General features: G+C 72.3%; 12 protein-coding genes. 3 read left to right on the top strand and 9 right to left on the bottom strand.

The window, feature by feature from the left end; translation table 11 throughout:
- The first annotated feature begins 4 nt into the window (after window positions 1–4).
- Entirely contained in the window at window positions 5–451 is a 447-nt protein-coding gene (locus ACGFY5_RS02715) for a MarR family winged helix-turn-helix transcriptional regulator (protein WP_392716574.1), read from the top strand.
- On the opposite strand, the gene ACGFY5_RS02710 is transcribed toward ACGFY5_RS02715, so the two are convergent.
- Complete coding sequence (locus ACGFY5_RS02710) at window positions 448–6,303, bottom strand: AAA domain-containing protein (protein ID WP_392716572.1); 5,856 nt, start codon at window positions 6,301–6,303, stop codon at window positions 448–450. The genes ACGFY5_RS02715 and ACGFY5_RS02710 overlap by 4 nt on opposite strands.
- A 192-nt stretch (window positions 6,304–6,495) precedes the next feature.
- Complete coding sequence (locus ACGFY5_RS02705; protein ID WP_392716570.1) at window positions 6,496–7,146, bottom strand: PadR family transcriptional regulator; 651 nt, start codon at window positions 7,144–7,146, stop codon at window positions 6,496–6,498.
- 71 nt (window positions 7,147–7,217) lie between these two features.
- Between ACGFY5_RS02705 and ACGFY5_RS02700 the strand changes: the two genes are divergently transcribed.
- On the top strand, window positions 7,218–8,063 hold the full coding sequence (locus ACGFY5_RS02700; RefSeq protein ID WP_392716568.1) for a maleylpyruvate isomerase N-terminal domain-containing protein: 846 nt from the start codon (window positions 7,218–7,220) through the stop codon (window positions 8,061–8,063).
- A gap of 14 nt (window positions 8,064–8,077) precedes the next feature.
- On the opposite strand, the gene ACGFY5_RS02695 is transcribed toward ACGFY5_RS02700, so the two are convergent.
- The 6 genes from ACGFY5_RS02695 to ACGFY5_RS02670 all read right to left on the bottom strand — a co-directional run bounded on the left by ACGFY5_RS02695 (window position 8,078) and on the right by ACGFY5_RS02670 (window position 18,061).
- Window positions 8,078–9,487, bottom strand: coding sequence for an FtsX-like permease family protein (locus ACGFY5_RS02695; RefSeq protein ID WP_392716566.1), 1,410 nt, complete (start codon window positions 9,485–9,487; stop codon window positions 8,078–8,080).
- A 3-nt stretch (window positions 9,488–9,490) separates the two neighbouring features.
- Window positions 9,491–10,243: an ABC transporter ATP-binding protein gene (locus ACGFY5_RS02690; RefSeq protein WP_392716564.1), complete on the bottom strand. Its 753-nt coding sequence runs from the start codon at window positions 10,241–10,243 to the stop codon at window positions 9,491–9,493.
- Window positions 10,240–10,791, bottom strand: a complete 552-nt coding sequence (locus tag ACGFY5_RS02685) for a PadR family transcriptional regulator (protein ID WP_392716562.1) — start codon at window positions 10,789–10,791, stop codon at window positions 10,240–10,242. Before ACGFY5_RS02685 ends, ACGFY5_RS02690 begins: the two co-directional genes overlap by 4 nt.
- A gap of 62 nt (window positions 10,792–10,853) precedes the next feature.
- Window positions 10,854–13,247: a helicase-associated domain-containing protein gene (locus ACGFY5_RS02680; protein ID WP_392716560.1), complete on the bottom strand. Its 2,394-nt coding sequence runs from the start codon at window positions 13,245–13,247 to the stop codon at window positions 10,854–10,856.
- 72 nt (window positions 13,248–13,319) lie between these two features.
- The gene (locus tag ACGFY5_RS02675; protein ID WP_392716558.1) at window positions 13,320–15,728 is read right to left on the bottom strand and encodes a putative bifunctional diguanylate cyclase/phosphodiesterase; all 2,409 of its coding nucleotides are present in this window, start codon (window positions 15,726–15,728) and stop codon (window positions 13,320–13,322) included.
- Between the two features lie 173 nt (window positions 15,729–15,901).
- Window positions 15,902–18,061, bottom strand: a complete 2,160-nt coding sequence (locus ACGFY5_RS02670) for an MMPL family transporter (protein ID WP_392716556.1) — start codon at window positions 18,059–18,061, stop codon at window positions 15,902–15,904.
- Window positions 18,062–18,244: 183 nt separating this feature from the next.
- Here ACGFY5_RS02670 and ACGFY5_RS02665 point away from each other — a divergent pair, with 183 nt between their 5' ends.
- On the top strand, window positions 18,245–18,976 hold the full coding sequence (locus ACGFY5_RS02665) for a TetR/AcrR family transcriptional regulator (protein ID WP_392716554.1): 732 nt from the start codon (window positions 18,245–18,247) through the stop codon (window positions 18,974–18,976).
- Here ACGFY5_RS02665 and ACGFY5_RS02660 read toward each other — a convergent pair.
- A complete protein-coding gene (locus tag ACGFY5_RS02660; protein WP_392716552.1) occupies window positions 18,960–21,515 on the bottom strand; it encodes an ATP-dependent RNA helicase in 2,556 nt (851 codons plus the stop codon). The two genes, ACGFY5_RS02665 and ACGFY5_RS02660, sit on opposite strands and share 17 nt — an antisense overlap.
- Window positions 21,516–21,524 lie beyond the last annotated feature (9 nt).

The following is a 21,524-nucleotide window of genomic DNA, read 5'->3' as shown; positions in this document are numbered from 1 at the left end:
TGCCATGGCGGCCACCCCTGGAGCGGTCGCCGACGAGTTGAGTGCGCTGCTCGGTCGGCTACATCGGACGTTGCGCCGAGCGGCCCGGAGTGACCAGCCGGACGAACCGCTTCCCGCCGCCCAGATGGAAGTCTTACGCGTGGTGCACGCGCAGCCCGGGATCGGGGTCAAGGCGGTCGCTGCGGCGTTGGGGACGGCTCCGAACACGGTCAGCACGCTGGTCGGGGATCTCACGGCGGGTGGGTACCTGGACAGGTCTCCCGATCCGGGGAACCGGCGTGCGGTGCGGCTCACGCTGACGGCGGATGCTGCCGATCTGATCGACGGTTACACCGACCGGCGGCGGCGGATCGCGATCTCCGCGGCTGATCAGCTCGATCAGGCCGACGTCGATGCGCTCGCCGCCGCGCTGCCGGCGTTGCATCGGTTGCTCGTGCTGTTGGGGGGTTAGCGCCTCAGGAGCGTGAGGGCGTCCGGGGTGAAGCGGACGAGGCCCACCTCGCCGTACTTCGGGTCGACGACGGGGACGTCGCGGCGTTGTTCGGCGGCCGCGACGATCGCGGTGGCTTCGGGGTTGGTGAGCCAGCCGGCGGTTTCGGTGAGGGCCTCTTCCTGGCGCATGACCTCGACGTTGGCGCGGTTGCGGAGGGCTTCGATCGAGTCGTCGGGGTAAAAGCACGCCCAGCCGACGATCTTGCCGCCGGACTGCACCGGGGTGTCTACTCCCGAGCGGTAGGCCTGGAGGGCGGCGCGTGCTTCGTCCACGCGGATGGCGCCTACCTCCTGGTAGTTGGTGGGTTGTGGTTCCACCACCGGGAGGGGGCGAGTTGCTTCCGTGGAGCGGGGGTCGTGGGTCGGGGTGCCCGGGGCCTGGTTCCACCAGCTGACCGGGGAGCCGCCCGGGGAGGTGGGCGCCACCGCGGGCAGCCCATGCTGCGGCGCAGCCATCTCCGGCGCCGGGGACACCTGCTGCGCCTGCGCCGCATCGGGCCGCACGTCGTACTGCTCCGGCCGCGCCGCGTTGGCCGCAGCCCGCTCCTGCGGCTCCGGCCGCAGGTCGTACGGCGCGGGCTGTAGGTCCGCCTGCGGCTCGGAATGCACGTCATACGGCGCGGGCTGTGGCTCCGCCCGGGGCTCGGAATGCACGTCGTACGGCGCGGGCTGGGACTCCTCGGGGTTCAAGTCGTACGGCGCGGGCTGGGACTCCTCGGGGTTCAAGTCGTACGGCGCGGGCTGCGGCCCCTCGGGGTTCAGGTCGTACGGCGCGGACTGGGGCTCCGCCTGGGGCTCGGGGCGCAGGTCGTAGGGCGCTGGCTGGGGCTCGGCGGGCGTCGGCTGGGACGCGGACTGGGCCTGCTGGGCCATCTGGCGCACCCGCTGAGCGGGGTGCGGAACGAGCTGCGCCGTGACCGGCGCAACAGGCGCCACCGGCGCCGCCGGCGACACCGGCTCGGGCGCGGAGTAGGTCGGCGCCGGGGAGACCGGCTCGGGCGCCGGGGAGACCGGCTCGGGCGGTGCCGGGGAGACCGGGACGGGGCGGGGTTGGAGGCCTGGGAGATGGCGGGCGGGGTGGTCTTCGGGGAGGGACTCGACCGTCGGAATCGTTGGGGCGTCGCCGACCCACGGGTTCGCGGGCGGTTCGGACGCGGCGTCGGTCAGGTCCTCCAACCGGATCACGGTCGGAGCATCCCCACCCCACCGCTCCTCGGCCTCGTCCGAGGCCTCCTCGTCCTCCGGCAACCGCACGAACGGCAACACCACGGTGAGATCGGTCAACCCGGCCGGAGCAGCGGCAACCGGCTCCTCCGGAACCTCCTCCACCCACTCCCCGGACTCGTCCCACGCGGAGTCCTCGACCCACTCCGAGACCTCGTCCTCGGCGTCCGCGACGAGATCAACCGAGAACTCGGGCGCCTCCGCGACCGGAGGCAACAAATACTCCCGGTACTCCTCGGGCAACAACCCGAGCTCGTCCATCAACGGCCACAAGCCGGCCAACGCGGCATCGGGATCCCGCGCGAACAACGTCCCGCGCACCCGCCAGAACACGCACCCGCCGACCCGCTCCAACACGGCCTGGCGACGCATCTCCTCCGCCCACCGCGCGGCACCGCGGTACCGCCCGTGGTCGCACTCGATCGCGAGCCGCCGACCGTCGGCAGTCGGGATCACGAAGTCGACCCGGTGCCGCCCGATCGGATACTGCACCGCGGGCCGCACCCCGATGTTCAGGAGCTCCCGCAACACCGACCGCTCGAGCTCCGACTCGCACGCCGCGTACAGCGTCTCGTCGGGCACCGGCTCCGCCGCCAGCGCGGCCAACCCCAACCGCGGCGCCGCGCAGTACCGCAACAACGCGCCCCGAGCGTCGTCCGGATGCAGGTTCTCCGGACCAACCGAGTGGAACACCCACATCTGATCCTTGGCCCGCGACGCGGCCACGTTCACCCGCCGGTGATGGTCCGCGCCCGTGAACGCAGCCCGATGATCGTCGCGGTCGGACACCACGAGGCTGATGAACATCACGTCCCGCTCGGCGCCCTGGAACGTGTAGGAGTCCCCGACCTTCAACGAACGCCGGGCCATCTCCTGCTCACCCAGGTGCCGCACCAACTGCTCGTTGATGTACTGCGCCTGCCCACTGCTCGCCAGCAGACTGACGACGCCGAACGTCAAGCCGGCGTAATCGGGGTCGGCGGCCAGCCGTGAAATCGTCGCCACCAGCGCGTCGGCCTCGGCGAGGTTGACCTCGCCGTACCGGTCCCGCCGCTCCCGCGCACCGGGAACCCGCACCACCCGCACCGGATCGAGCCGTCCGCGGTCGGCACGCAGCGGCTGCACCGTGCCGTCGTACCACTGGTCGCTGGAGAACGAGATGATCTCCGGCACGCACCGGAAGTGCTCGGTGAGCATCAGCGGCTCGGGCGACCGCCGCACCGCGTGGTCGTAGAGACTCGTCGTGACGTCGAACAACGGCCAGGACGGTAGGTCCCCGAGGTGCTCCTGGCCGAGCCGGGCGACGTCGTCGTGGGCCAGGCCGATCGCGTACGGCCCGATCTGCCGATCGTCACCGACGACGACAGCGCGCGTACCCAGCGACAACACGGGCATCGAGAGCAGTCCGCACTGGCTCGCCTCGTCGACGATCACGACGTCGAACGGCGTCGTACCACCGGTGAACTGCTGCAGCGCACGCTCGACCGACATCACCCACACCGGCACCGCGGACACTGCCTCACGCATGTGCTGCTGGGCCAGCGCGGTCCAGCCCGCGGCCCGGCGTCCGGAGCCCTTACCGACCTTGCGCAGCGCCGACGCCCATCCGGCCAGTGCGTCGCGGGCCCGGTCGTCCATCCGGCGGGCGGCGGCCAGCCAGGCCGACCGGGTCGCGAGCTCGCCGACCAGTTCACGGGCCTGGTCGCGCAGCGCGTCGGCCTGCCGTCCGAGCGCACCGGTGTCCTCGACGCCGATGACGATGCGCAGCCAGGTGTCGGCGCGCCGCCAGTTCCAGGCCTGCTGGCTGACCGTCGGGTCGGGCAGGTCGCCCTCCAGCGCGATGCGGCTGGCCCAGAGCGGCGCAATCGTCGAAAGGCCGGCGTGCAGTTCCTGCCAGCGCTGCATCGCCGGGCCGGCGGCACGCAGCCGATCGGCATCGGCCAGCGCTGCTTCCCAGGCCGCGTAGTCGCCGACGGCCCAGGACCGGTCGAGCTCCCGCCAGAGCGGGGACGCGTTCGCGTCGAGCAGCGCCTCGTCGAGGACGGCGCGGACCTGGATGCCCTCCCGCTCGGCTTCGTCACTCTCGAACACGGCGACGAGTTCGGCGGCCCGCCCGGCCACGCCGGCCAGCGCGTTGGGGTCGGCCCAGTCGGCCTCACCCGGGGTACCGGCACGCAGGAACACGGCCAGCCGGTCGCGCAGCGTCGGCCAGTACCGCAGTCCGATGTCGACGACGTCGCCGACCTCGCGCAGGTAGCCGCTGATCACCTCGACCGTGCTGGGATCGTCCGGCGCCTGCGGGCCGTCCAGCTCGGCGACGAAGTGGTTCCAGCGTTCGGTGAGCCGCCGCCGGGCCCAGTCCAGGCGCACGGTCGCCAGTGCGGCGTCCACGTCGTCCACGGTGCGCAGCGGTGCACCGTCGACCCGGATGTCGTCCCTGACCTGGGCCAACCGCCGGTGGATCAGCCGGCTGACGCCGCGCGCTTCCACCAGGCGGATCCGCAGCATGTCGAGGTCGGCCCGCAGCTGGCGGGGATCGGCCCAGAACTCGTCGGGGATCTGCACGGCCCGGCCGGCGAGGACGCTGCGCCAGCGGGCGGTTTCGGTGAGCATCTCCGAACACCCGGCGACCTCGGCCTGGCAGGTCTCGCGCCACGCCGGCGAGACGGCCAGCCGACCGGCCAGCCGTAACTGCCAGGGCTGGTAGCTGCGGGCGCGGTGCGCGATGCGCCAGATCTCGTCGGCCAGCGCGGCGACCGGCGGGCGGCCGACGTTGCGCACGGCGGCGAGGTCGACGCCCCGCGACGCGAGCGCATTGACGCGCTGACGCAGGGACTCCGCGTGCTCGTCGGCGCGGGCCAGCCGGTTGCCGTCCGGCAGCGACTCGCGCTCCGGCAGGCGACGCTGGGCGTCGACCAGGTCTTCGGGGCGGTAGGTGTTGGTGAGCTCGGTGAGTTCGGCGAGCTCGGCGTCGGTGAGCGGGAACGGCGTGTTCGGGTCGATCGTGTCCGGTACGAAAGCCAGCCGCGACTCGTTGGCCCACAGCCACTCCGCGACCTCGACCGCTGTCGCCTCGACACCGTCGAGCAGGAACGTGCCGCCCTCACGGTCGGCGACCGCGCGCAGCGCGTGGTATTTCGCGGAGAGGTCCTGTTCGGCTGTGTCGAGCGCGGCCCACAGCTCGTCGACGGCTTCGGCCGCCACGTCCTGGTCGAGCGCACCGGCCTCGGCCTGCAGCTGGCGCACCGCGATCTCCAGCTGACCGAGTTGCTTCGCGCTGGAACCCATCACGCTGATCGCCAGCGGGCGCAGCGCCGGGGGCAGCTTGTCGCGCACCTCGGCGAGCGGCTCGTCGCGGTGCGACACGACCAGCACGCGCCGCCCGTGGGCCACCAGGTGGCAGATCAGGTTCGCGATCGTGTGGGTCTTGCCGGTTCCGGGCGGCCCCTGAACGGCGACCATCCGCTGGCGGGCCAGTCGCCGCGCGATGGTCTCCTGCTCGAGGTTGGCCGGCAGCGGGAACAGCAGGCGTTCGCCGATCGGCTGCCACTGCTCCGACGGGTCGTCGGGCAGGTCGAGCGTCGACGGGTCGTCCGCCAGCAGCGCCGCCAGCGATCCCGACGGGACGTGTCCGGCGGCGAGTGCGGCGCCGAAGTCGGCGAGGAAGCCGGAGAGCGCGGTGCGGCGCGGGCGCAGCAGGATCGCGCCGGTGTCGCGGACGTGCGGTTCCTCGACCTCGGCGCCCTCGCGGACCACCCGCGGCGGTAACCCCAGCCGACGCAGCGCCGACCGATAGAACTCGGTGCGGCCGGACTGCTCCCACGGGTCGAGCGTCACCGCTCCCCCGGGCCCGGCCAGGTCGTGCAGGCGGGCGCCGGGCGCGTCGGGCAGCGCCTCGAACGCGTCGGTCTGCAACCGCAGCTCGCCGGTGGGTACGACGGTCAGCGCGCCGCTCTCCGCGTCGACCTCGATGCCGATCGGCGCCGCCAGCAGCGGATCCTCGATCGACACGTCACCAATGACGCCGGTGAACACGCCGAAGCCCCAGACGAGCTCGTGCGAGGCCTCCAGCCGGACGGCGGCCTGACGCAGCTCCATCAGCCGGGAGTAGGCGCTGCGGACGGCATCGGCCTCGGCTGCGGTGTCCGCCCAGGGGCGCCAGAGTCGCTGCAGCCACTCGTCGACGGCCGGTTCCACGGCGTCCAGATCGAGGTCCGCGTCGCGTTGGACGGCGATCTCGCGCCAGCCCTCGCGCAGCACTGGTTCCCGGCGGGGGTCGTCGACCGGCCCGTCCAGGAGCGACCGCACGACGGCCGGGAGGTCCGGCGGCCGCGGCCGCGGCGGCCGGCGCAGTTCCAGCCAGCACTCGTCGGCGCGGGGTTGCTCTTGTTCTTCTGCCGACGTCGGGGAGCCGGCCATCCAGCAGCCGGGCTTGCCGGCGGGTAACGCCGAATGCCAGACGGCCGACTCGGCAGCCTCGAGGGTTCTCGCCGGGCGAGCAGAGAGCGCACGAACGGCAGATAGGTAGTCGGAAAAACGGGATACCCGACTACGCAACGCCTCGACCCGGCCGATCGCCGCCGCCACAGGAAACACCGCCGTCACTAGCGCCTCTCGATCCCCCACCGGCCTCCGGCCGACCGTACCGGTGAACCCCGTCCGGACGGCAGGGGTCCGGCGCTTCCTCATCCGGCCGGATGAGGTCTCGCTGGCCACCTGACTGACCAACGCTGGATGGAGTGCACAACCAGAGTTCGTGTCCTTGCGACGAGCGAGAATTTACGTCATCTGACGCGCACGGTGCGCACGGCGGTCGTACCGGGCGATCGCCTCCTCGAGCGCGTGGCGGGTGGGTTCGGTCAGTCCGACGCCGCGGACGTCCGGCCAGGCGTCGATCTCGGCCTCCGCGACGTCGCACCAGTCGAGCATCGCCTCGGCGAAGTCGGCGTAGAAGCGGGCGAGGAGGGCGACCAGGTGCACACGGTCCGGAAACGGGCCGTCGCCCTCCACATAGGCGCGCATCTGCTCGATGCCGATGCCGTAGCTGGTGGTGACCGCGTCGCGGGTGGTGCGCACGGCTCGGAGCGCATCGGACTTGTCCCCCTGGTCGGCGAGGAGGAGGCGGAGCAGGCCCTCGATCTCCAGCTGTGGCCCGGCGGGAGGGGTCGCGAGCCAGGTGCGGAGGGCGTCGCGGCCCGCGGGGGTGATCGCGTACGCGGTGCGTTCACGGTTGCCGGTGCGCTCGGTGGAAGCAGTGGCGTAGCCCCAGCCGACCAGGCGTTTCACCTCGCCGTAGATGTGAGCCTCGCTGCGCGGCCAGAACAGCCGCATGCTGCGTTTTGCCTGGCGGGTGAGGTCGTACGCGGTCCAGGGGTGGATCGCGAGCAGGCCGAGCAGCGCGTAGGAGCTGGTGGTGGGTTCGGTAGGCATCGGAGCTTGACACTACTCCAGAGTTGAGTAGACGCTGCCCCTACTCAACCCTGGAGCATCGGGAGGCCGACATGCCCACTGACAATTCCGCCGCCGTCGGCAGCGAAGAGATCCCCGCCGCGCGGGGCGCGGCAGATGGCCCCGCCGCGCGGGGCGCGGCAGATGGCCCCGCCGCGCGCGGCGCGGCAGATGGCCCCGCCGCGCGCGGCGCGGCAGATGGCCCCGCCGCGCGGGGCGCGCGTGCTGTCGATCTCCGTCAGGAGATCGAGAGCGCGCTGCCTCGTGCGCACGCGCGGCTCGTCGCGCTGGTGCGGGAACTGGACCCCGGGTTGGCGGGCCGGCGGGTGGCGGCTACGCCGGAGTGGACGGTGGGCGAGTTGGTGGCTCATGTACTGACCGTGTATCGGCGCGCGCTGGGCGACCGGCGGCGGAGTGCGTCGCCGGCGGAGACAGCCGCGCTCAACGCGACGGTCCTGGCGGAGACGCCGGAGCGCGACCTGACGGTGCTCGCCGAGCTGCTCGACCAGGACGGTCCGGCCGGCTTCGCGGTGCTCCGCGCGTTCCCCTCGGAGATGAGCTTCCGCTTCCACGGCGGCACCCGCGCCACGGTGACGCCGGTCAGCTCCGTGATCCTCGCCGAGATCCTGATCCACGGCCGCGACCTGGCCGAAGCCACCGACACCGAGTGGGTGATCCCACCCGACGAGGCGGCGCTGGTGCTCGCGGGCACCAGTCTCCCGGGCCCGGACGGCGGCCCACCGATCTTCGCCCCCTGGCTGAAGCCGGGCGGCGAGCAGGCGCTCGCCGCCACGGCCTCCACCGACGACCCGGTCGGTGCGCTCACGACGTTCTTCCGCCGCACCGCGCCGACCACCCCCGAAGCGGTCGCCTTGAGCCAGGCCCTGCGGTCCTTCTAGATGGGCAGGTCCTTCTAGGTGGCGCGGAGCTCGTCGACAGCTGTCGCGCGCCGCAGCAGGAGCAGACCGAGAGCACAGACCGCCATCGTCACGAGCACCGTGCCGAGCGTGAGCACGACCAGCCCGGCCCAGGGCGTCAGGTTCTCCAGGTGGACGGTGACCTGGCGCCCGTCGACGTCCTGCGTGTACGAACTCGACGCGTACAGGGCCCGCACCACGACCGCCCCGACAGCTGTCGCCAGCACCACCCCCGGCACCAGCGGCAACGCGGTCTGCCAGAGCAGCGCCCTGGCCAGCACCCCGGTCGGTGTGCCCTGGGCGCTGAGCGCAGCCAGCGTCCGACGTCGCTCCAGGATCTGTTCTGCAGTGGCGACCAGCAGCCCACCTGCCGCCACCACGACGGCTACCCAGACCGCGAGCTGAGCGAGCGCGAAAGCCCGGTCGTAGAACGGGTCCACCGGGCCCGCGTCGGAGCCGTACAGCCTGCTCTGCGCGGCCTGGTCCGCGGCCCCCGCCGCACGCATCGAGATCGCACCCGCGCCAATCACGACCGCTGCGAGCACGGTGGGCAGCGTACGGCTCGCCGCCCACGGATCGGCCACCAGCCGACGCCCGGCGAGCAGCAGCGCAGGGCTCTTGGCCCGGGCCGCGACCCGGCCGCCGATCATCGCGGAGAGCGCCGCACCACCCAGCACCAGCCCGAGCAGCGTCACGACGAGCAGCAGGAACGCGAGCATCGCGGCCCACCACGCCGCGCCACCGTCGAGGTAGCGGGACGTCGAGACCAGGATCACCAGCGCGACGGCGCCACCGAAGAACATCACCGCGGGCGCGATCTTCGGCGCCCGGGCCGGCCGGTTCCGCACGACGCCGAACGCGCTGAGCGTGCTGCGACGCAGCGCCAACGCGGCCACCAGCGCGCCGCCCAGCGGAACCGCGACGACCACCAGGAGAAACGCCCACCAGGCCGGGAGCACGTCGGTCGGCAGTGGACGCGGCGGATCGGCCCGGTCGAGCACGACGCGACCGATCAGGAACACCGCGAGACCGATCACCATGCCGACCGCGGCGGACACGCCGGTCTCGGTGGCGGCCAGCTTGATGGCCTGACCGGGCGTCGCACCGGCCATCCGGTACTCGGCGAGCCGCCGGTCCCGGGCCGGGGCACCCACCCGGACGCACTGCCCGACGAAGAACAGCACCGGGATGCCGAGCAGCATCAGCGCCGCGACGACACCGGGGCGCAGGCCGGGTTGAGCGAGCAGGCCGTTGGTGTAGTCGGCGTCGCCCTCGATCGCGAGGACGCTGGCCGCGGACAGGAGCAGGAGCGTCGCCAACACCGCGCCGAACGTGGTCAGCGCGATGCGGAAACCGTCGAGCCGGCTGCCGGTGACGGCAAGGCGGAGCAACACGGGAAGTCGCACGGGTCAGCCCTCCCTGGTGTCTGGGTCGTCGAACGTGGCGACGGGCTGCGGAACGTCGTCGTCGGTCAGGCCGTCGTCGACGACGGCGCCGTCCCAGAGCGCGATCTCGCGCTGGGCGTACGCCGCCACCTGGGCCTCGTGCGTGACGATCAGCACCGCGGTGCCGTTTTCCCTGGCCACCCGCGTCAGCTGGGTGAGCAGCTGTTCGCCGGCGAGCGAGTCGAGCGCACCGGTCGGTTCGTCGGCGAAGAGCACCCGGGGGTTGGTGACCAGGGCGCGGGCCACCGCGGCCCGCTGCCGCTGACCGCCAGAGACCTCGCCGGGGTACCGGGCCGCCAGGTCGGCGACGCCAAATCGGTCGAGCCACTCCGTCGCCGTTGCCAGCGCCGCCTTCCGGCGGGCGCCGGAGAGCAACAGCGGGAGTGCGACGTTCTCCGCGATCGGGAGTTCGGGCACCAGCTGTCCGAACTGGAACAGGACGCCCAGCTCGGTGCGGCGCAGCCGGGAGCGGTCGCCCTCCGAGAGCTGGTCGATGCGCCGACCGTCGTAGGTGCCGCTGCCGTTGTAGATCACACTGCCGGCGTCCGGAACCAGGACGCCGGCCAGGCAGAGCAGGAGCGACGACTTCCCGGACCCGGACGGGCCGGTGATCGCGACGATCTCACCCGCCCGCACGGCACAGGAGGCACCTCGCAACGCCGGCGTCTTGCCGTAGGCCAGCTCGAGATCGGTGCCGGTGAGGACGTTCGTGGTCATGCGAGTACCTCCTGGCGCAGCGCCGTCATCCGAGACAGGGTCAGATCGATCCAGCGCAGGTCCGCGTCGAGATGGGCCAGCGCGTAGTCGGCGGCGAGTACCTCGCCGACCGAGGTGCCGTCGGCGGTTTTCACCGCCGTGAAGTCGCGCATCCGCGCGAGGTGTGCCCGACGCTGTGCGCGCAGGTAGGTGACAGCGAGGCCGCCCTCTGCGCCGGGCGCCTCGTCGACCAGGAGCGCAGCGACGACTTTCATGAAGAGCGCGTTCGTGACGTGCGGGGCAGGGGGCTCGACGACGTCGAGCCAGTTGCGTAGCGACTCGCGGCCGGCGTCGGTGATCGCGAAGACGGTGCGGTCGGGGCCGTCGACGCGTTCGACGCCCGCTTCGCTGGCGAGGCCGTCGCGGGTCAGGCGCTCCAGGGTGGAGTAGACCTGCCCGAACGCGAGCGGGCGCGCCTTCGGGAAGCGGGCGTCGTAGGCGTGCTTGAGGTCGTAGCCGTGCCGGGCTCCTGTTGCCAGGAGCGCGAGCAGGACCTGTGGCGTGGACACGGCTCTACTATTCACTGAGTGAATAGCGGCGTCAACTAGTTACTCAGTGAATAGTGTGGGGCTCAGGCGGGCTCGACGCCCTGGATCCTCGACAGGACGAACATGCGCTCGGCGGTTCGCAGGTGGCACCAGGCGATCACCGCGTCGCCGGTGAGCTCGGCTTTTTCGATCACGCGGGACGTGTTTCGGCCGGTTGCGCTGACGTAGTCGATGCGGATCGCGGCGCCGGTCTCGATGGCGTCGAGGAGGATTTCGCGTTCGTGCGGGGTCAGGGTGTCGGTTTGGCGGGACACGACGAGGTCGGGGTGGCGGGCCGCGAGGTCCGCCCGCGCCTCGGCCGCCGTGCGCGGAGCACCCACCCACGGATCAGCGCTCTCCCGCGCGGCGCTCCCGCGCGCGGCGGCCCTTCGCGCGGCCGGATCCGCAGCGGCGTCGCGGGCGGCGGCTGCGGTCGCGGTGGCCGCGGTCGCGGTGGCTGCGGTCGCGGTGGCTTCTTGGGCGGACAGCAAGCGGTCGGTGAGGGCTTCGGCATCGGGTGGGGGGTTTTCGGAGTGCGGTGTCCAGGGTTGAGGGGCGGACGCCCGCCTGCGGACCTGCCGCTCGACCATGGCACCGCCGCCCTCGGTCAGGCCGGTCGGGGCGTATCCGGCGGCGCGGAGGGCGGCGAGCGTCTCGTCGGGGTCCGCGGCCGACACCAGCACGGTGGGGGCGACCGCGCGCAGCCGCAACGCCTGCAGCGACTTCATGGCCACGAGCTCGGCGAGCAGCGCCTCGTCGTCCGCGCAAACCACGCTCGCGGCGGGTGCCACCCGCACGTGCCCGTGCCTGCGGGCGACGTCACGCACGAGGTACTCCAGCGCCTGCGGCAGGTCGCCGGTCGCTACCTGCGCGAGCTCGGCGAGTAGGGCATCCGCGTCGACCCCGCGGTCCAGCGCCCCACGCACGCCAGCCGGCGAGAACCGCCAAATCGACGCCGCCCCAGCCGCTTCCCGCTCGGCAACCCCATCGAGCAACGCAGCCAGCCACCCCGCCGGCACTCCACCGACCACGGCCGACAAATCCGACTGAAACGTCACCACAGCCACAGGCTCCGGCACCAATACCCCCGCCGCAGCCACCAGCCCGTCGAGGACGCCGGAGGCCAAGACGTGGGCCACCGGGGTGGCGGCGCCCAGTGCGACGGCGCCGAAGCGTTCGGCTTCGGACAGCGCTACCGCGGCGCGAGCCGCGACCGTCTCCTGGTCGACGGGCGTCGGCGCGACAGCGATCGGATGACGCCACGACAACACCGCCGCGACAGCGTCGACGTCGTCCGCGCGGGCACCTTCCGGCAGCGACGCCAGATAAGACACCAACCGGTGCCGCAACACCACGTCGTCGGGGCTTTCCCACCACCCGGCCGCCAGAGTCGCGAGCCGCGAAGCCGGCTCGGCGTCCCGCCACGCGTCGGCGCGCTCGGTGAGCGTCACGTCGCCCTCGGACGTCCCGAGCAACCCCGCCGCGAGCACCACCGGCAACAGCGCCCCGAACGCGCCCCCGACCGCCTTCTCGGCCCGCTTCGTCTCCCGGACCGTCACCCGCCCGGCCTTCGTCGTCGCCAACGGCGTCCGCTCACAGAACTCGAGCAGACGCTCGGTGTCAGCCAACGTCTGGGTGACAGCGGCGGTCCCCGCCGCGATCAGATCCTCCGCGGAGACGACCCCCGACACCGGCGACGGCTGCGGCACGCTGAACGGCGCACGGTAGTCGGGCCCCCGCAGCGCGAGCCCGATCTCCCCGGGCAGCTCCACGTAGTCCCAGCTGATCTGCGTCAGCAGACCCCGTTCCACGCACCAGTGGTACGACCGATCGAACGTCGCCGCCCGCGGCCCGTTCCACGCCAGGCCGTGCAGCAGCTCCCGCACGTCCGGCGGCAACCCGGCGACGACCTCCCGCACCCGCGCCGGGTCCGCCACCGCGGCGAGCACCTGCTCGACGACGTCGTCCTTGCGCCGAGCAGGTGAGGGCACCCAGAGCTGGGCGATCGCCCGGAGCCGATCGATCGTGAGCAACGGCAACACTCCACCGAGCCGCACCCCCAGCCCGAGCGGCTCGGCGAGCAGACGCAACGGCGCGACGAGCACGAGCGAGCCGTCCTCCGCACGAACCACCAGGGCCAGTGCGCTGAGCGTCGCCAGCGTCTCGGCGAACAGCTCGACGTCGTCCACATCGAGCAGTTGCGACAGCCGCTCCTCGGTGGCCACCCCACCGAGGGCCGCCATCGCCTCCGCCACCTGCAGGCCGGCGCGGTTCACCCGGCCGAGCGCACGCTGCACCGAGTGCACAGCGCCGAGGCGCTGGGCGAGGTCGGTGAGCGTCCGCGGCTCGGGCCACGCAGCGGCGTCCGGACGGGCGGCGATGAGCGCGGCCAGAGCGTCCCGGTCGAGCCCGCGCACGTGGGCGACCAGATGGTCCACGCGGGCTCCTCGGGTTCTGCAATCCGATCACCCACGGTAGCGCGCCTCCGAAGCGCCCGTCGGCCCGCGGAGTCAGGCCCCGCTCGCCACCCGATCGGCGGCCGGCGCCCGCGTGTAGACCGGTACCGCCGGCGTCGGGCCGGCCGGCGTGGGACGGCCGAAGAGCCAGCCCTGCAGCCAGTCGCACCCGCGGTCGACGAGCGCGTCCGCCAGCTCCGGCGTCTCGATCCCCTCGGCGACCACTTCCAGCCCGAGGGTGTGGGCCAGGTCGATGCACGCTTGGACGATCGCCGCCGCGGCCGGGTCCTCGAGGATCTTCGTGGTCAACGACCGGTCCAGCTTCAGCTCGGTGGCGGGCAATCGTTGCAGGTACGACAGCGCCGAATACCCGGTGCCGAAGTCGTCGATCGCGACCCCGAGCCCGGCCCGGCGCAGCACCGCCAGCGCGTCCCGGCCGGTGTCGAGGTCACCGATCGCGGTCTGCTCGGTGATTTCCACGGTGAGCGCCTCGGGCGGCAACCCCCGCGCGGCCAGCCCGTCCAGCACCTCGTCCATCAGCGTCGGCGAAGCCATGTCGGAAGCGGACAGGTTCACCGAGACCGTCACCGGCGCACCTTCCGCCCGCCACCGGGCGACCTGGTCGAGCGCCAGTTGCAGCACGTGCCGGGTCAGGTACGGCACCAGGCCGATGCGCTCGGCGAGGCCGACGAACCGGTCCGGCGGCACCATCCCGTACCGCGGGTGCACCCACCGCACCAGCGCCTCGGCGCGGATCCCCTCTGCTCCGGACACCGCGACCAGCGGCTGGTAGTGCAGCTCGAGCCAGCCGCAGTCGGCGCTGTGCGGGGCCAGCGACCGTTCCGGGTCGGCAGCCACCGCCGGGGTCAGCGGTGTGCCGGTGAGCACCGCGCGCAGCTCACCGGCCAGCTCCAGCGAGTCCCGCTGCTGGTCGGAGCCCAGCGGGTCGTACCGCGCCCAGCCCTGCCGCTCGGCCTTGGCCCGGTACATCGCCATGTCGGCGCAGCGCAACAGCTCCAGCGCGCGCTCTTCCGGCGTCCCGTCCGGCGCGTCCGACTCGACAGCGACCCCGATGCTGACGTCGATCGGCAGCGAGATCCGGCCGGCCTGCAGCGGCTGACGCACGGCCTGGAACAGACCGGCGACGACAGCCTCGAACGACTGCCCGGCCGGCACCGTCGTCAGGATCGCGAACTCGTCGCCGCCGAGCCGGGCGATCAGGTCCTCGGGCGCGAGCGCACCGGCCAGCCGGGCGCCGACCGCGGACAGCACCTTGTCGCCGGTCTGGTGCCCGAGCCCGTCGTTGATGTCCTTGAAGTGGTCGAGATCGAGCATGAGCACCGCCCGGACACCCGCCGTCGGCGCCCGTCCGGCCAGCGCCTCCTCGACGCCACGCAGGAAGCCCCGCCGGTTGTACAGACCGGTCAGGTCGTCGGAGAGCGCGAGCCGGTGGAACTCCGCGGCGACCAGGATCGAACGCAGGCTCAGCCCGATGCGCACGGTGGAGAGCACGATCGCGCCGGTGGCCAGCACCAGCACTGTCGACGGCAGGTGCGCGAACTCGGCGACGATCAGCATCAGCACGGCCACCACCATGCTGACCAGCGGCGTCAGCAGCTCGGTGAGCCCCAGCGGCTGGTGGGTGAGGCGACGCGGAACCTGCCAGGCCGCCGCGGCGATCAGGAGCCCGGCGAACGACCAGAGCGGGTCGAGCCGCTCCACGCCGGTGCCGCCCTCGGCGACCAGGCGGGCCAGCCAGGCGTCTCCGAACACGGTGAGCACCACGGCGACGTAGATCAGGCCCCACGCGCGGCCGAGCCGGCCACCGGCGAGCGTCAGCACCGCGGAGACCGAGCCGATGATCACCATGTCGACGGTCGGGTAGTACAGGTTGACGGCCGTGGCCCGCAGGCCGTCGGAGTCCCAGGCGAGCACTTCGCGCCCCACCAACGCGGCGAACATCGACGCCGCGAGCAGCGCTACCGAACCAGCGCCGACGTACACCTCGGGTCGCACCGCCCCGACGCGCGCCCTGGCCAGCGTCCAGATGCCCGCGGTGAAGCAGGGCAGCACCGGGAACCAGACGACGTCGGCGAGCGATGCGGAAGGCACCCGCCCGGCCCAGCCGACGACGTCGTAGACGAAGTAGCCGGCCCCGTTGAGCCCGACACCGACCGCGAAGAACGTCCAGGCCAGGCGCTGGTAGCGAACCGTGATCGCGCGGGCGGCGAGTACGGCCGCCGCCAGCAGCAGCGTCACGGCGAACGGAGCACCGTCCGACCACAGACGCGCCGGGGACACCTCGGGGTGCCCGGCGTAGATCCACGCCGTGTGGACGACCATCACCAGCGCCCCGAAGCACCACGCGATCGTGACCAGCAGGTGCCGCTGCGGGGACCACCCGGTCGCCGCCGAGGCCGGTGCGGGCCACACCGCGGCCCTGGCCGAGGGTCGCGAGCTCATCCACCCTCCCGCATGCGTGGGGAGCGGACACGTCCCCAATTCTCCTGTTCGTCCGGAAATTCCAAAATCTGAGCGAAACCCTCACGTTCGCGTCCGGCGCGGCGGGACGCCGGACACCACGCGCTGCGGCCCCGCACACGAAGCGCGGGGCCGCAGCGAAGGGGTACGGACTGTCAGCTACTGGCTCCGACCGGGACGGGTGCCGCCGGCGGCGCCGGGGGCCCCTCCTCGTGGATCCCGTACCGGGCGTACACCCGGCGCAGCGGCCCCGGCGCCCACCAGTTCAGATCGCCGAGCAGCCGCATCGTGGCCGGCACCAGCAGCGCCCGCACGATCGTGGCGTCCACCAGCACCGCGATCAGCATCGCGACGCCGATCAGCTTGATGAACGTGATGCCGGAGATCGAGAACAGCCCGATCACGACCAGGATCAGCAGCGCGGCGCTGGTGATGATCTTGCCGCTGCGCTGCAGGCCTATCGCGACCGCCTGGGTGTTGTCGCCGGTGCGGTCGTACTCCTCCCGCATCCGCGACATCAGGAAGACCTCGTAGTCCATCGAGAGCCCGAACACGATCCCGAGCACCAGGATAGGCTGCGTCGCCTCGAGCGTGCCGGTCGACGTGAAGTTCAGCAGGCCGGAGAGGTGACCCTCCTGGAAGATCAGCACCAGCGCACCGAACGACGCTCCCAGCGAGAGCACGTTCATGATGATCGCCTTCACCGGCAGCACCAGCGAGCCGAAGGCCAGGAACAACAGCACGAAGGTCGCGGAGACCACGATCAGCGCCATCCACGGCAGCCGGTCGCCGACCGTCGAGAGCTGGTCGGCCAGCGCGGCGGTCTGCCCACCGACCAGCACCTCGCCACCGGGCGGCGGGGGAACGTCCCGGATCCGAGAAACCAGCTCGCGGGACTCCGCCGAGATCGGATCGCCGTCGTACGTGATCGAAACCCGAGCGGTGGAACCCTCGGCTGCGGTCACCGAGGCCCCGGTGACGCCGTCGACCTTTTGAACGTCCGCCACGTACTGGTCGAGCCCGGACGAGGACGTCACGATCGCGTCGATCGGAGCCTGGCTGTTCTGGACGAAGTCGCGGTTGAGCGTCTCGGAGACGACCCGGCTCTCGGTGCCGGCCGGCAGCGCCCTGGCGTCGATACCGCCGAACTCGACCCGCAGGAACGGCGTCGCGGCGATCAGCAGCACCGCGAGCACACCGACCGTGTAGATCACCGGGCGGCGCATGATGCTGCGGGCCAGCCGGTACCAGAAGCCGTGCTCGACCTCGGAGGACGCCCGCGAACGACGGAACAGCCGGCGCACCGACAGCGCATCCACCCGATGCCCCAACACCCCGAACAGCGCCGGCAGCACGGTCAGCGCCGCCACCATCGCGATCAGCACCGCGGAGAGGCCACCGAGACCCATCGAGCGCAGGAACGTGATCGGGAAGATCAACAGCCCGGCCAGTGAGACCGCGACCGTCACCCCCGACACAGCGACCGTCCGCCCGGCGGTGCCCATGGTCCGCGCCACCGCGTCCTCGACGGAGAGGCCCCGGCCGAGCTCCTCCCGGAACCGGCCCACCATGAACAGGCCGTAGTCGATCGCCAAACCGAGCCCGAGGATCGTCACGACGTTGACGGAGAAGATCGAGACGTCGGTCAGGTAACTCAGCCCTCGCAGCGCCGTGAATGCGCCGAGGATCGCGAGGCCGCCGACGGCCAGCGGCAGGCTCGCCGCGGCCAGGCTGCCGAAGATGATGACGAGCAGGATCAGCAGCACCGGCATCGAGAGCGTCTCGGCACGGGCGATGTCGGCCGACACCCGCTCGTTGATGTCCCGGTTGATCGCGGTGGAGCCGCCGACCTCCGACTCGAGACCGGGCGCCGCGAGGTCACCCTCGATCTTCTCGAGCTGGTCGGTACGCGTCTCTTCGTCGTCACCGGCCAGCGTGATCACCGCGAAGGACGAGTGCTTGTCCTTGCTCACGAACGTCGGGCTCTTCGTCGACCAGTAGGTGGCCGTCCCCGTCACGACGTCCGACGGCAGATCAGCCAGCGTCGACGTGACCGCCTGCTGGAAGGCCGGATCGTCGGCGGTGAGCGTCGAGCTCCGGTACAGCACGAGCACGTCGTTGCCGTCCCGTCCCAACTCGGCCTCGGCGCGGGTCAACGCGCGGGAGCTCTCACTGGCGGGGTCGTCGAACCCGCCGCCGACCAGCTTGCCGAAGACCTGGGTGCCCCAGATGCCGGCGAACGCGATGAACGCCACCGCCAGGCCGAGTACCCACCACCGGCGCCGGACCATCGTCCGTCCCAACCGCTCGAACATCACTGCCCCCTCGGGCACTAAGTGCGATCCCTGATCGCATCGCGAACACTGTAAGCCGCTGTACGACTGATAACCTTGCATACATCGTTAACTAAAGCAATCCTGTTCGCAGAGAGACTTCCGTTCGCGGAACAACAGGTGTTCGCGTAGGCTTCGGGCCTGCGTCGCAGAAGGGAGCACCGGATGACCACCGCACCGCTCACCCGGCGGGAACGACTCCGGGCCGAAACGGTCGACGAGATCCAGAGCACGGCACGCCGGATGCTGGTGTCCGACGGCTACGACGGCCTGTCGCTCCGCGCGATCGCGCGGGCGATGGGGATGTCCGCACCGGCGCTGTACCGCTACTACGCCAGCCGCGAGGACCTGATCGCGGCGCTCGTCGATCAGCTGAAGGGCGAGCTCACCGAGTCGCTGGAGAAGGTCCGCGACACCCAACCCGACCTGGTCGCGAAGCTGCTGGCGACGAGCCGGGAGTTCCGCCGCTGGGCGGTCGCGTACCCGGCCGAGTTCACGCTCGTCTTCACCAGCTCGGCGATCGGGCTCGACCGGCCGCCGGACGGCAGCGTCGACCCGACCGGTGAGCGGTTCGGAAACGTGTTCGGCGAGCTGATCACCGAGCTGTTCCTGACCCGGCCGTTTCCGATCCCGGCCGACGGCGAGATCGAGCCCGCGCTGAAAGCCCAGCTCCAGGAGTGGAATGACTGCTTTCCGCAGCCGCTGCCCCTCGGCGTCACGCAGGTGTTCCTGAGCTCGTGGATCCGTCTCTACGGAACGGTGTCGATGGAGGTGTTCGGGCAGCTCAAGTTCGCGCTGTCCGACGCCGGGCCGATGTTCGAGGCGGAGCTGCGCAGTCTCGCCGAGATGCTGGGCATCCTCGACGACTACGCCCCGCCGGCTAGCGGGTCCGTCTAGTCGGGGTGGCCGTCGTAGGGTCCTCGGGCCAGGAGTGCTTCGGGTAGCGGCCGCGGAGTTCGCCTCGGACGCTCGGGTAGCCGTTCTGCCAGAACGACTCCAGGTCGGAGGTCACCGCCACTGGGCGGCCGGCTGGTGAGAGCAGGTGCAGGCGCACCGGGATGCCGGCGATCGTCGGTGTCCGCGCCCAGCCGAACGCCTCCTGCACCTTCACCGCGAGCACCGGGGCGGTCGGATCGCTGTAGTCGACGCGGATCCGGGAGCCACTCGGCACCTGGATCCGCTCGGGGGCCAGTTCGTCGAGGTGTGCTGCCTGCGGCCAGGGGAGGAGGCGGCGCAGCGCCGCGACCACGTCGATCTTCTGCAGGTCCGCGCGTCGGCGCACATCGGTGAGGTCCGACGCGAGCCACTCGTCCGCTCGTTCCAGCAGCGACTCGTCGTCCATCGCCGGCCACGGCGGGCCGAGGGCCGCGGCGCAGAACGCCAGGCGCTCCCGCAGGGCGCGCGCATCCGTTCCCCACTTGAGCCGGTTCAGGCCTTCTTTGATTACGCCATTCAGGACGACGTCCGCCCGTATGTGGGCGTCCGGATCCAGTGATCGTTCGGCGAGCTGGATCGCTCCGAGGCGGTCCACCGTGCGGGCGATCAGTTCGCCGTCGGTCCAGCGGACCTCGTCCTCCGAGGTGAGGAGGGCGGTCCCGGCCTCGACCGCGGTGGCCTCGTCGATCGCGACCGCGAGCCGGATCCGCGCGTTGGCGAACCCCGGTGACCGGTCCGCGACCGCGATCGCCAGCCACGGCGCCCCGCCGAGCCCCGCCCCCTCCCCCAGATCCGCCGCGGTCCCCCCGGCCATCAGGTAGGTCCGCCCACCTCCCACCCGAACCCGCCCCAACCTCTCCGGATAAGCCATCCCCACAATCAACCCAGCCGCGATGTCATCGGGCAGCCCGGAGCCGGGCTGCCGCCCACCCCCATCCGCGCCCGCGCCACTCTGCGCACGCGCGCCACCCGCGCCTGCGCCGCCCCCACCCGCACCGCTGCGCGCGCCATCCGCGCCATCCGCGCCGCTGCGCGCGTCCGCGGCGGACGCGGCTAGGCGCTTTGCTTCTTCGCGCCAGCGGCGTGTCAGTGCGGCGGCGGAGCCGTCGCGGAGGAGGCGCCACGCCGCGACCAGGTCGCTGGAGTTGCCGGTGAGGGTGTCGTCGGACAGGAGGGCGACCACCTCGGCGGCGCGGCGGTCGCCTACCGCGGGGGCGCCGTCGAGGAGGGCCCTGGCCAGGCGCGGGTGCACACCCATCCCCGCGAGCGTGCGCCCACGCGGCGTCACCCGCCCGGACGCGTCCACCGCCCCCAGCGCCCGGAGCGTCTCGGTCGCCACCTCCATCGCCGCCGCCGGCGGACGATCGGGCAACGCGAGCCCTTCCCCGGACGGTGTCCCCCAACACGCCAGATCCAACGCGAACGCGGTCAGATCCGCAGCCGCGATCTCCGGCTCCGGCCACGCGGGCAACCGCGCATGATCCGCCTCCGACCAGCACCGATAAACCGTCCCAGGCGCCTCCCGCCCCGCCCTCCCGGCGCGCTGCGTCGCGGTGGCCCGCGACACCGCAACCGTCACCAACGCCCCGAGCCCACGCCCCTGATCCAACCGCGGCACCCGTGCGAGCCCCGCATCCACGACCACCCGCACACCGGGAACCGTCAGGCTGCTCTCCGCCACCGCCGTGGCCAGCACCACCCGCCGCTCCGCACTGGCCCGGAGAACAGCGTCCTGTTCCCGTGCAGGCAACCGCCCGTGCAACGTCACCACGGAAACCCCGGCCAACCGACGCGCCACCGCCGAAATCTCGTAAACCCCCGGCAGGAACACCAGGACGTCCCCGGCGGTCTCACCGAGCGCCCGCCGCACCACCGTCGCCACGTGGTCGAGCAACCGCGGGACCGAACGCCCGACGAGCGGCACGGGCGGCGGACACCACACCGTCTCCACCGGGTGCGGCGACCCGGGCACCTCCAACACCGGCGCCCCACCCAGCACCGCCGACAACTGCTCGGACGCCGCGGTGGCCGACGTCGCCAGCAACGCCAGATCGGGGCGGAGGGCAGCCCGGCTGTCGAGCGTGAACGCCAGCCCCAGGTCGGAGTCCAGATGCCGTTCGTGGCACTCGTCGAGAATCACGACGTTCGTGCCCGGCAGCTCGGCGTCCCGCTGGAGCCGCCGCACCAGAACACCGGTGGTCACGACCTCGACGCGGGTGCGCGGCCCGACGTTCCGGTCGCCGCGCACCGTGTACCCGACGGTCTCCCCCACCCGCTCCCCCAACAGCGACGCCATCCGCGACGCCGCGGCCCGCGCCGCCACCCGCCGCGGCTCGGCGACGACGATCCGCCCCTCGACACGGGCGGCGAGCGCCAGCGGCACCAGCGTCGTCTTGCCGCTGCCAGGCGGCGCGACGAGCACCGCGGCACCGCCGCCCTCCAGCGCGTCGACGATGCGCGGCAGCGCCGAGCGCACGGGAAGGTCCGGAAGGTCACTCACAGTCCGCAC

The sequence above is a fragment of the Cryptosporangium sp. NPDC048952 genome, assembly GCF_043197895.1.
In the GTDB taxonomy this organism is placed as follows: domain Bacteria; phylum Actinomycetota; class Actinomycetes; order Mycobacteriales; family Cryptosporangiaceae; genus Cryptosporangium.
Note: the sequence above shows the minus strand (reverse complement) of the source record. Positions and strands in the feature narration are given on the sequence as shown.